The 11,732-nt window shown below is 41.3% G+C and carries 11 protein-coding genes; 3 read left to right on the top strand and 8 right to left on the bottom strand.

Annotation, left to right across the window (positions count from 1 at the left end; translation table 11 throughout):
- Window positions 1-106: 106 nt before the first annotated feature.
- Complete coding sequence (locus tag Q0590_RS30475) at window positions 107-595, top strand: regulatory protein RecX (RefSeq protein ID WP_302041438.1); 489 nt, start codon at window positions 107-109, stop codon at window positions 593-595.
- 12 nt (window positions 596-607) lie between these two features.
- On the opposite strand, the gene Q0590_RS30470 is transcribed toward Q0590_RS30475, so the two are convergent.
- The 3 genes from Q0590_RS30470 to Q0590_RS30460 form a co-directional block, all read right to left on the bottom strand.
- A complete protein-coding gene (locus tag Q0590_RS30470; RefSeq protein ID WP_302041437.1) occupies window positions 608-1,219 on the bottom strand; it encodes a DUF4230 domain-containing protein in 612 nt (203 codons plus the stop codon).
- Window positions 1,220-1,467: 248 nt separating this feature from the next.
- On the bottom strand, window positions 1,468-2,844 hold the full coding sequence (locus tag Q0590_RS30465) for an MFS transporter (protein ID WP_302041436.1): 1,377 nt from the start codon (window positions 2,842-2,844) through the stop codon (window positions 1,468-1,470).
- 196 nt (window positions 2,845-3,040) lie between these two features.
- Window positions 3,041-3,853 (bottom strand): universal stress protein, encoded by an 813-nt coding sequence (locus Q0590_RS30460; protein ID WP_302041435.1) that lies wholly within the window; start codon window positions 3,851-3,853, stop codon window positions 3,041-3,043.
- 192 nt (window positions 3,854-4,045) lie between these two features.
- Between Q0590_RS30460 and Q0590_RS30455 the strand changes: the two genes are divergently transcribed.
- Window positions 4,046-5,068, top strand: a complete 1,023-nt coding sequence (locus Q0590_RS30455) for an SPASM domain-containing protein (protein ID WP_302041434.1) — start codon at window positions 4,046-4,048, stop codon at window positions 5,066-5,068.
- 62 nt (window positions 5,069-5,130) lie between these two features.
- Here Q0590_RS30455 and hemA read toward each other — a convergent pair whose 3' ends face one another.
- The 3 genes from hemA to Q0590_RS30440 form a co-directional block, all read right to left on the bottom strand.
- Window positions 5,131-6,396 (bottom strand): glutamyl-tRNA reductase, encoded by a 1,266-nt coding sequence (gene hemA / locus Q0590_RS30450; RefSeq protein WP_302041433.1) that lies wholly within the window; start codon window positions 6,394-6,396, stop codon window positions 5,131-5,133.
- Window positions 6,397-6,607: 211 nt separating this feature from the next.
- Window positions 6,608-7,681: a CPBP family intramembrane glutamic endopeptidase gene (locus Q0590_RS30445; protein ID WP_302041432.1), complete on the bottom strand. Its 1,074-nt coding sequence runs from the start codon at window positions 7,679-7,681 to the stop codon at window positions 6,608-6,610.
- Window positions 7,665-8,030 carry a PadR family transcriptional regulator gene (locus tag Q0590_RS30440; protein WP_302041431.1) on the bottom strand — a complete coding sequence of 122 codons (366 nt, stop codon included), beginning with the start codon at window positions 8,028-8,030 and terminating at the stop codon, window positions 7,665-7,667. The genes Q0590_RS30445 and Q0590_RS30440 overlap by 17 nt, the downstream gene beginning before the upstream one ends.
- Before the next feature lie 211 nt (window positions 8,031-8,241).
- Here Q0590_RS30440 and Q0590_RS30435 point away from each other — a divergent pair, with 211 nt between their 5' ends.
- Window positions 8,242-8,439 (top strand): YwbE family protein, encoded by a 198-nt coding sequence (locus Q0590_RS30435; RefSeq protein ID WP_302041430.1) that lies wholly within the window; start codon window positions 8,242-8,244, stop codon window positions 8,437-8,439.
- A 9-nt stretch (window positions 8,440-8,448) separates the two neighbouring features.
- Here the strand turns inward: Q0590_RS30435 and Q0590_RS30430 are convergent, their stop codons facing one another.
- Both Q0590_RS30430 and Q0590_RS30425 read right to left on the bottom strand, forming a co-directional pair.
- A complete protein-coding gene (locus Q0590_RS30430; RefSeq protein WP_302041429.1) occupies window positions 8,449-10,716 on the bottom strand; it encodes a patatin-like phospholipase domain-containing protein in 2,268 nt (755 codons plus the stop codon).
- A 287-nt stretch (window positions 10,717-11,003) separates the two neighbouring features.
- Entirely contained in the window at window positions 11,004-11,720 is a 717-nt protein-coding gene (locus Q0590_RS30425) for a Dph6-related ATP pyrophosphatase (RefSeq protein WP_302041428.1), read from the bottom strand.
- Window positions 11,721-11,732: the final 12 nt, after the last annotated feature.

Below are 11,732 nucleotides of genomic sequence, written 5' to 3'. Positions count from 1 at the left end.
ACAACCTCATATTACAACTTTGGAGGCTCTTGGCAAACTTTTGACATGTACTCAGAGATTCGACCTAGTTAACATATCAGCATATTGATTAATTAGCACATATAGTATGTTTCAGCCAAAAAAACAAACTCCCTTGACGAAAGGGGAAGCCTATTTAAAAGCAGCCTCTTTTTGCGCCTATCAGGAACGTTGCCGGCAAGAAGTTCGGGAGAAACTATACACCTACGAACTGCCAGACCAGGAGATAGAGGAAATCCTGGAAAAGCTGGAAACCGAAAAATTCCTGAATGAAGAACGGTTTGCTAAAGCCTTTGCTGGGGGTAAGTTCCGTTTAAAAAAATGGGGCCGGCTAAAAATCCGGCAAGAGTTAAAAATGCGTGGTATACCAGAGGCGTATATCCGCAAGGCAGGGGAAGAAATAAAGGATGAAGAATATATAGAGGTGCTCTACCACTTATTAGAGAAGAAAAAGAATGCCGACCGGTTGAAAAGTACAATAGAAGACAAACAGAAACTGTTGCGTTTTGCGCTCTCTAAAGGCTATGAACAAGACTTAATCTGGGAGGGAATTAACAACTTATTTACAGCCAAGTAGGCATATGGCCAATTAGCGGTTTAACCGCTTCAGGTCTCCGGTTAGTGAATGGCGTAGCAGAACCTTTTTTCCTGAAATCTTTTCCAGCAGGGGCTTAAGAATTTTTTCGGCGTTGGCTTCTGTCTGATCCAGGATACCCATTTTTAAGGCAGAGCTTTGAATCTGTTTTTCGGCAGCTGAAAAAGCATCGTTCACCAGACGAGCCTCATCCATGAAAGCATATTGCACATCATATACTTTGGTCTGGTCGTGATTGATTTTATAGACACAAAGTTCGGCTTTCGGCAAGTAGACAATAATTGTATCACCACTTTCCACCACATCGGTTGCCTGTACTTTGGTCAAGTCTATGCAGCCAATTGCTTCGCCACTAACAATAAGTACAGCCTTGGAATCGGGCATCCAATTTTTCACTTCCTTGTGTTCAACCACATCCTTGAAGTTATATTTTACCAGTTCCAGCTTTCCCATATCTGTAATCTCTTCCAGCACCGTATTGTGTTGCGTTACTACTTGTGGTTCTGCCTTCTCAGATAATTCTGTAAACTTTTGCCAGAAGAAGTACACTCCATAAATGAACAGCCCAAATAAGGTTAGCCGGAAAAAAAAACGGATGAAGCGCATGTCGGATGTTAAACTATAAAATACTGTATCAGCCTCTATAACAAGAACCTCACCAAAATAATTTGTATGAATGTAAATTTGCTAATTGTTGACTATTAGACAACGTTTCCAAAAGCTTTAAATATGTAGTTCATGTTCATTTTGCCGTGAGTTTAATACATTTAAAACAGCTGGGATTTATTAGATTTTTCAATACAAAAGGCTAAGCATACTGCTTAGCCTTTTGTATAAAGTACCGGCTAATTTGTTTATGGACGGTTGTGTATTTCCAGATCTTTGCTGATTGTCAGACGTTCAGTTTCAGAAACTTCCGCAACATCATCCACATCTTTCACAACCAGCGTCAATACGGCAGCCAGAAACATAGATCCGCCCCCTAGTAAGAGCACATACACAGCTTCTCCATTAAACAATTGGGTGAAAAAACCTAAAATGGCAGCGGCTGTAATCTGAGGAATAACAATAAAAAAGTTAAAAATCCCCATATACGTGCCCATTTTACGGGCAGGCAACGAACCAGCCAGTATAGCATACGGCATAGAGAGTATACTTGCCCATGCCAGGCCAACTCCCAGCATGGATACGAGCAATAATGTTGGATTTTGTATCACATAGATGGATGCTAAGCCTAATCCTCCGGCTACCAGACAGATCATATGAACAGTTTTACGGCTCGTTTTACGGGCTAATACCGGAAGCAGGAAAGACATAATGGCGGCAAAGCCATTATACGCAGCAAAACAAACACCTACCCAGTCTGCACCTTCATTATACAATTTAGACGATGTATCACTCGTACCGTAGATATGAGCCGTAACAGCCGCTGTTGTATAGAGCCACATAGCAAATAATGCAAACCAGGAAAAATACTGTACCAGTGCCAGTTGAATCATCGTTTTAGGCATCTTCATGAAATCAGTGAATATTTCTTTTATCCCCTCTGAATCCTGGTGCTCGGTTCCATCGCCATAAAAAGCATTAAACTGTTCTGGCGGATATTCTTTGGTTTTTACCACTGTCCATACTACCGCCAGAATAAATGCCGCGGCCCCTATGTAGAAAGAAAACTCAACAGAGGGAGGGATTTCCCCAGGACCGGCCGTATTGCTGATATTGAACCAGTTGGTCATAATATAGGGTAGGGCAGAAGCTACCACTGCACCGGTACCAATAAAAAAGCTTTGAAGCGCAAAACCCACCGTCCGTTGCTGGGAAGGAAGCATGTCTGCAACGAGTGCCCGGAAGGGTTCCATCGAAACATTGATAGAGGCATCGAGTATCCAAAGCAGGCCCGCTGCTACCCATAAAACGGATGAATTGGGCATAACAATCAAAGCCAGGGAAGCAAGTACAGCACCTACCAGAAAATAGGGTCTTCTGCGGCCTAAGCGGTTCCATGTACGGTCACTCATGTACCCAATAATTGGCTGAATTAGCAAACCGGTGGTAGGCGCAGCAATCCAGAGAATAGGGATATCGTCAATATTGGCACCCAGTGTCTGGAAAATCCGGCTCATATTGGCATTCTGTAAAGCAAAGCCGAACTGGATTCCCAGAAAACCAAAACTCATGTTCCAGATTTGCCAGAAGCTCAACCGTGGTTTTGAAATAAGTGCATTACTCATAAAGTATACGTTTATTTGTTCGATGTATGGGACAGACTTTGGAAAGCGAAGCTAAATTAACCCAATTTTTTTATACTTAACCTATCTGTTGTTCAAATTGTTTAGTGCGTAGAAAGGCTTGCATCTATGCTGTATTTCTGGTATCAATGCGGATTGGTTATTATATAAATTCTACTCACTTGCGGAACTGAACTCCTTAGCCGGGAAGTACAAGTAAAGGTACCTGACTGTGCAGAGCAAGTTTCTGGCTTACACTTTCATGAAAAAGCATGTTGAAAAAACCCCGCTTCCGGCTTATCACAGCAATCAGATCTGCCTGTTGATCGGCAGCAAATTTCCGGATGCTTTCAATCGTATCTTCGCTTCTCACGGCATGCACAGAATAAGTTGTTCTGGTTAATACTTGTTCAATGGCTGTGTTTTTATTTGCCAACAGATCATCCCCCGGAATATCTTCCTCAGAGAGTACCGTTAACAGAAGTATTTCTGCCGATGGCTGCTGAGCTAGTTCTGTAATCAGGGTTAGTATACTGGCATCTATGGGTTCACGGTCTATGGCTAGTACTATTTTGCGGATAGAAGGTAAAGAGACACCTGCCGGCAAAGCCAGTACCGGACAAATTCTTTTACTAATGAGGTCAGTAGTGGTGCTGTTCAACAAAGCTAAGGCATCTGGAATTTCTCCGGCTCCGGATGTACTCATGATAATCAGGTTAGCTCCTGTTTCTTTAGCGGCGGCGGCAATTTCATCTGAAACAACGCCTGTCCTGACCTGATACTCACAGGGAGTCTCACCTGAATATTTTTCGGCTAAGTTAGATAGAGCCTGTTTGGCTTGTGTTTCATCTTCAAAGGCTGCTGAGCCTATAAATTTATCGCGGTCGGCAAAGCTGCGCACCGCATACAGGAATACAATTCTGGCAGATAACAGACGGGCAAATGCTACAGCTATGGGTGCTGACTTTACAGAAGCTTTAGAAAAATCAGTTGGGAAGAGAATAGTTTTCATACTCAAATACTTTAGGTTTATGTAAGGAAACCGATAGAGGATTTCCTGGTCAAATGTGCTAATTTATTTTGGCCAGTAAAGCTTACGGATGGGTTAAGTTTGTGTTAAATTTTATTTGGATTTAGTATAGAACAGGAAGCAAAGCATACAAACTTACGTATCTTTCCGAATTATTAGGCGAAACAGGAACGAATGAACAGAAATCTGACAGATACCTCCAACTTGTTATCTAAGCTTACCTTCCGGAAAGCCTGGAATGGCCTACAGGTTTTGGGCAGTTATTATTTTTCAAAAGTTACTAAAAAAGCCCTACATAAAGGTTTGCCAGTTAGTATTTCCTTCGAGCCTACTACTTCCTGTAATCTTCGCTGCCCGGAATGTCCGAGTGGCCTGCGGTCTTTTACCCGTCCTACAGGTATGCTGGGTGAGCAACTATTTAAACAGACGATAGATGAACTGCATAGTACCTTACTCTACCTCACTTTTTATTTTCAGGGAGAACCCTACCTGCACCCAAAGTTTTTAGAGCTGGTTCAGTATGCGGCCGCAAAAAATATATATACGGCCACTTCTACCAATGCCCATTTTCTGACAGATGCCAATGCCCGCAAGACCGTCGAATCTGGCCTGGACCGCCTGATTATTTCTATCGATGGCACTACCCAGGAAACCTATGAACAGTACCGGATAGGAGGGAAGTTGCACAAAGTACTGGAAGGTACCCGAAATATAGTAAAGTGGAAAAAAGCACTCAATTCTCCTACCCCTCATTTGATCTTTCAGTTTTTGGTAATAAAGCCCAATGAACATCAGCTAGCGGAAGTCCATCAGCTGGCAAAAGAATTAGAGGTAAATGAAGTAGCTCTGAAAACTGCGCAGATTTATGAGTATGAACAAGGTTCTCCGCTGATTCCATCTATAGAAAAATATGCCAGATACAGAAAAGAGGAAGATGGGACTTATAAGATTAAAAACGCCTTAACCGACAGTTGCTGGCGGATGTGGCATTCCTGTGTTATAACCTGGGATGGCCTAGTAGTTCCCTGTTGTTTTGATAAAGATGCCCACCACCGCTTAGGTGACTTGAAACAAAGTACATTTAAAGAATTGTGGCAAAATAAAGCATATGCCGCCTTCCGGCAACAGCTATTAAACTCCAGAAGCCAGATTGACATGTGTAAAAATTGCACCGAAGGCACCCAGGTATGGGCTTGATTCATAGAAAAGCCCTGTAAAGGTTTATACCTAACGGGGAGTATTAAATAAAATGATGCTATTTATACTTTCTGCTTTTGTTCCAGATCAAATAATGCTTTTAGGATTTGTGATATCTGATCAGCTTCCCCTCGTTTGCACGCTGCTTTCAACTCCAGAATGGGCATTTTTAAAATTTTCTGGATAATGTTTTTCGTCACCAGATCTATTTTTTTGCTCTCTTCTGCTGTAAAGGACTTGGCATAGCGGTTAATTTCCTGCTGTCTGATCTGATCAAGTGTTTCTTTGAATTTGTTGATCACAGGTGAAATCACCATCTCTTTAGACCAGTCGGTAAACTCGGCAATAGCTTCTTCTATTATTTCTTTTACCTGCGGGATGGCTGCTTTGCGCTTCTCTAAAGCTTCGGAAGCTTTATTTTTTATGTTGTCGATATTATAAAGTAATACACCAGGTATTTCCTCTACAGATTCTTCTATACTCCGGGGCATCGATAAATCAATAAACCCTTTGTAGTGAGCAATAGAAATTGTTTGCAGATAAGACTTGAGTAGGAAAGGTTGCAGCCCAGGAATGGCAGAAATAATAACATCTGCTTCTTGTACCTGCTCGGCGGCCTGTTGCCAGTCTATTACCTCTACAGCATATTCTTTAGCCAGGGCAATGGCTTTTTCTGCTGTCCGGTTTGCAATTTTTACTTGGGCAAATTCGGCTTTGCAAAGGTTCTTACATACATCTGTTCCAATTTCGCCAAGTCCCAGAATCAGCACTACCGGATTGGCAGTATCGGCTGTTAATTCTTTTACCAATTCTACGGTGGCATACGACACAGATGCTGCGCCATCGCGGAAGCAGGTTTCCTGTACTACCTTTTTGTTGGTGAAGAAGATCGTGTGCATTAAGCGATGTAGAAACGGACCCGCCATGCCCTCATCGGCTGAATATTGGTACGCCCGCTTTACCTGATTGGAAATTTGCAAATCGCCCACCACCTGTGATTCCAAACCAAGCGATACATTGAACAAATGCCGGAGAGCTTCCCTGGAAGAATTAATTATAGTGAAAAATGGGAAAATAGTACTGGCATCCATAATACCTTTTTCCAGGGCAATCAATGAAATAATCTGGCTAGAGAAATCTTGATCTGCCTGATAATATACTTCTGTACGGTTGCAGGTAGATAGTACCAGAATATCTGTACTGGGTATATAATTCTTAAAAAGCGTGAGTAATCGCTTGCATTCACTCTCATTCAAAGCTACTGATTCTCTGATATGAATAGGTGCAGTTTTATAGGATAGACTTACGGCTTTAAAGGAAAAATTCATGTTGGGTTATGTGTTTGACTTTACAAAAGTAGCTACTACTCCTGGGTAAAAAGATGATAAAAATCAGTTTTCCGGATGATCTCTTTCGTAGAACAAACAATAATACCCACAGGTTTCTTATAGGTAAAGTTTAAGCTTGCATCTAAGGTCAGCTATATGCTAGCCGGATCATTAATGTAGACCTTTACTTAAAGTATGATGAACCTTGCTGCTACTCCAGGCTGAATTCTGAAATAGACGGTTGGCGGTCTAATACCTTTTTTGTCCGCCAAAGCAGGAACATTGTTAGCAGAAAACTAAGGCCAGCCAGGGAATAGTAGAAGACGTCATTCATTAGAAGGTTTCTCCACATCATTAATTGTGTATGCTGTAATGGTTTGGCCCACACTATATACACAATGTGTTGCAATTCAGCCAATACGAGCACCAGGTAGGATGGAAGCAAAGAATTGGTCCGGTAGAATAGCCAGCCACAGAAAAAACCAGAAATAAGCAAGTGCAGGAAGCTATACGGATTAAACAAGCTAATGGCGAAAAACAGACCGGAAAAGAAAATTGCCTGAGTTGGTGTATATTTTCTGAGCATTCCTTTCAGCATAATACCCCTGAATAATACTTCAGATAGAAGGGGCCATAGAAAAATTAAGGGTAAAAAGACAAAAATAGAGGACTCCGCGTATTGTGCCAGCCGACGGTTTGTTAAAGCATTCAATGCATCGGAACGAGGAATGAAAGATTCTAATCCTTGCATCCAAATACCCCCTAGAAAAATGATGGGAATTATGTAAAAAAGTATAGAAGCTGGAAAAGGATTGATGGAGAATATATCTAGTTTAGCAAAACTTCGCTCCTTCAACTCATGTCTGGCCATAGCGATTACTAGCAACAAGCATATGCAGATCTGAAGGCTTTGAATTAAAATAATATAGGTACCAAGGCTAGCTTCATGAAACCCGATGATAGGATTTACAATCAGGCTCGTCATTGCTATAAGGATGAAAAGCAGCAGCACTAAACCTGCTGATTGCAAAATGTTGGGATAGTAAATTTTTGTTCCACCTACTAGCGCTTGCGTTCTTTCCTGCACCTTTTCTAATTCATATTGCTGAAAGTTGCTCATCACCAGAGCAAATGCCAGTTCAAAGCTATCACCTGAAGCCATATGATCTTCTACGGCAGAGCAAATATGGTCTAACAAGTCATCTTCCAGATCAGGATGGGAAATGCCCCGTTGGGTAATTTCTGTCCGGATAAGTTTAGTTTGCTCTTTAGTCAGGTGTGCCATAGGAAGTAAAAGTTTGAAGATTTGGTTTGTCTGCTATAAATAGTTGCATGGTTTTTAAATACTCTCCCAGTTCCGTTATTTTTTCTTTGGCCTTGCTATTGCCTTGTGGGGTAAGGGAATAATAAATGCGTACTCTTTCTCCAATATTTACTTTCTCGGTGGTGAGCTCACCATCAGCTTTCAGTTTGTGGAGGATCGGGTAAATAGCCGCTTCGGTAACAGAAATTTTACCACCGGTTAGCTGCTTTATAGCCTGTGTTATTTGATACCCATACATTTTGTCGTGGTCTGACAAAAGTTTTAGAATAATGGTTAGCAAACTACCTTTAATGAGTTCTTTCGGATACATAAATTCAATATATATAAGATTCTGATATATGTCAATCTTTTATATAATTTTTTTGTATAATGGAGGGATACTTAGTAGTTGAAGCATGTTAGCTATCTTATACCTATGATGGTTAAGCAACAAAAAGGGCACATGGGGAGTAGAAATAAACAACTCAAGAATACGATAAGTAACTTAGAAGGCATTCGGTAAATGACTAATCACAGAAACAATGGATGGAACCAGGCGAATAAATATAAAACCAGGACTACTGGTAAGCATCGTACTTAAACAGGATCAACGGACCAATACCTTAACAGAAGGAATTGTAAAAGATATTCTGACAAATTCTCCTGTGCATCCGCATGGAATAAAAGTCCGGCTGGAGGATGGTCAGGTAGGACGGGTGAAGAAAATTATGGAAGAGTAAATAGGGTAATCAGTTTAACATTCTGGCCAGCTGGGCAATGGCCCGCTGGTTGCGAAAGTCATAAATTGCCATAGACAAACTGGTTTTTTCCCGTTCTGTTAAATGCCAGCTCAACGATACTCTTTCTACTACTTTGCCATTTGTTTTTTGTTTGGGCAGGATATTTCCAAAATTAATGGTTTGGTAAGGGGTATAGATGAGTTCTGCCCTGGTGATTTTTCCGTTGAACCAGCTATGGGCAAAATCCAGACTATTATCATTGGTGATATCCTGCAAGTGGCTCCAGTTCTGATATAAACTACCAATCGGCGTTACTACTTTTTCAAAAAGGGACTGATCCGTATTCTTTTCAATAGGCGCATCTTTAGGGGTATCGCGGATAGAAAGAAAAATAACACCAGACGTATTTGTGCTGATCCAATCGCGGAAAATGTGCAGGAACCGTACGGCATCACTCACCCCAAAATTATCTGATAAGCCGGCATCCATTACTTCCATAACTGGGGAACTGGGTAAAGCAATGTTGGGAGTAATATACGGGAAGGTAGCATTCATCCGTAATGCACTGAGAAACCGTAATTTGGAAGCATCCTGGTATTCGAACAACCGCATAAACTCCACACCTTTTAATTTCTGTTGAAGAAGCGGAATATTTTCATTGACAGACCGGTTCATATAGGAAACCGGCTGAGAGGAGATATATAATTTGCGGCCGTCGTTTACAATGGTTGGGGCCATAAGCAGCATGGGAATTTTCGCCAGCCTTTCTGGTTCCCGGTAGTCAGCCATTGCTTTATCTAAAATTCCTCCGGTATTATGGTTCAGTTGTCTCTCAAAAGCATAGCCCCGGTCTTTATAATAGGTATAGCCCTGGTAAGAAAAGGTCTGGTATTTAAAGAACAGGTCACTCACTACCAGGTTAAAGGCAATGGCATTCAGATTGTCTTTAGAAATATTAGCTAAATACTGATCATTGTACCGGTTAATGCTGCTATCTTGCTGCTGGCGAAGGTATAGTTCCCGGTAATAACTTGCCCCAACCAACCCTCCGGAAGCCCCTGTCATTAACATCGTATGCTGCATAAGCTTGCCGTTTAACAGGCTATCTACCGTTTGCAAAGACCGCATTGTCCATACGGCTGCCCGCTGACCGCCTCCACTGGTGCAGATAAAAATCATTTTTGGTTTAGCGCCTTTTGGGAATTTGCTTTTCCACCTCTCCAAAATAGCAATGGTTGAATCGGCATCTTGTTTAAAATTCTCATGGTTACTTAAATGCCGCAAATTGTTGAGAGAATAATCTGCCTTCTGTGTAATATAGTTTAACCCAAAGGCTTCATATTCTGTCTGGATGAGATCTTTTTTTACCAGTAAATTAAAAAGTAGCAGCAAGCCCAGAAAAGCCGTTACCGACCATCGGTTAAGCCAGAAAGAAATAGCTCCGGCAAGTAGGGTGGCCAGCGTGAAAAACAATAATATACTGGCACCTGCCGGAATCTGAAACCCTGGTTTATCGCGGAAAATACCTAAGCTGATGATCAGCGCGAACACAAAACACTGAATAATAAATGCATTCAGGTGGTTTTGCCGCAATACTTTTAAAGCAGCAGATAAATCAATCAGGTCATTATTGGCTGGCTGAAAGCGGAGCCTGGACGTGAAAAAATAATCAACCCGGATACGGTTGCGCCTTACCTGGTCTACTTTTTTCAGGACATTGGTACGGCTGATCTTCCTTTTTCTAGTAAGTTGTTGGTTAACATTTCCTGCCAGTATCTTAAATATATCTTTGTTGGTGCTGATAAAGTAATAAAATAAGGCGGCTACGGTAAGCGTATAACCTAATACAAGTCCGGAAGCTTCCAAAAGAATAGGCCCCGGATTTTCAAACTCATTAGCTAGCTGGAACCGGACAAAGCATACCAGATACGTGATTAAAAACGAAATAGGCAAGACACTGTTGTTTACACAGAACTTTGTAAAAGGGTTAGATTCATTTCCCAAAAAGCCAAAGCGGTGTGCATCTAAGATATAGCAGGCAATATGAAAGGCCATACTGAAGGCACCCAGGGATAGGCCTAAAATAAAGAGTCCTTGAAAACCAACCTGGTGATTATATTCCGGATCTAAAAACAAGAAAGGAACGCCAAAGATGGTTCCGATTTGTTGAAGCACTATACTAAAAAGGATAGCCCAGAAAAAAAGCAACCACAGGTTTTTTTTACCATGCAACAGCAGTAATTGTACAGGAAAAGAATACCAGAATTTTTGCCACATGGCTTGTTTCGCGAATCAGCTACAAAATACTATAATTTTTTTGAGTTGATATGTTCATAAATCAAGCCAAAGTTACATGTTGATTATCTGCCGGAAGGTAAGAAGTAGTTTTTAGAAAAGAGGGCGAAGGAAGGAATATAGTTGATTTGTGCTGAGAGAATTAAACACTACCTGTTGCCACAAAAAAGAAAACTCCACCTCTTCGGGTTTGGCTAGTAAACTCATAATAAGTCAACTACGCCACCATTTGTATGGATACATGCAACAAGAACATTCGCAACAATACTCTATACATCATCCGTTGGCAGTAAATCCATAAACCAGAACCCAGTAACCGGAGGCTGAGCATCTGTATCCGTCTTTAAACCAGGATAAGTCCGGTAAATTGTTTCACCCAGTGAAAAAGAAACAGGCTTTTGAAAGATAGGGCCGTCATATACAAAAGAATGATATTCGCCATTCTCCCCACAAATGTCTACCGTATCTGGCAGATCTTGAATAAATGATCGGTCAATAATCCGGCCTACAAAAGATTGATCCAGGTACTGATTATTGACACACACCACAATAGCTTTAAAGCCTAGGTCCAGAAATTCTTGCATCACTTTTGAAGTAGGTATCTTCCATAGCGGAAATTCGGCTTTCCAGTTAGCTTTGGCTAGTTGAGATTCGCGGTAAGCTCTTAAATCTTCCAGAAAAATGTCACCGAAAACAGAAAGCCGAATATTTTTTTCTTCAAAAAACCGAAGGGTAGCCTTTACTTCCTGCTCATATATTTCCATACTGGGCATCTCCGGTAGTAAAAGCAGATGCAGCGGTATACCAATATGTTGTGCCTGCTGCTGCAAAAGTTCCGTTCGAACACCATGCATCGATACCCTGTTGTACTGTTTATTTACAGAGGTAAGCAAATACTGTACGTCAACCTTTTTTTGTTGTAATATGGTATACAAAGCCAACGCTGAGTCTTTCCCTCCAGACCAGTTAAATAGAGCTTGCTGCATGAAAAGTGATAG

Source organism: Rhodocytophaga aerolata, assembly GCF_030503435.1.
GTDB lineage: Bacteria > Bacteroidota > Bacteroidia > Cytophagales > 172606-1 > Rhodocytophaga > Rhodocytophaga aerolata.
The sequence above is the reverse complement of the archived record's forward strand: the minus strand, read 5'-3'. Positions and strand labels throughout refer to the sequence as shown.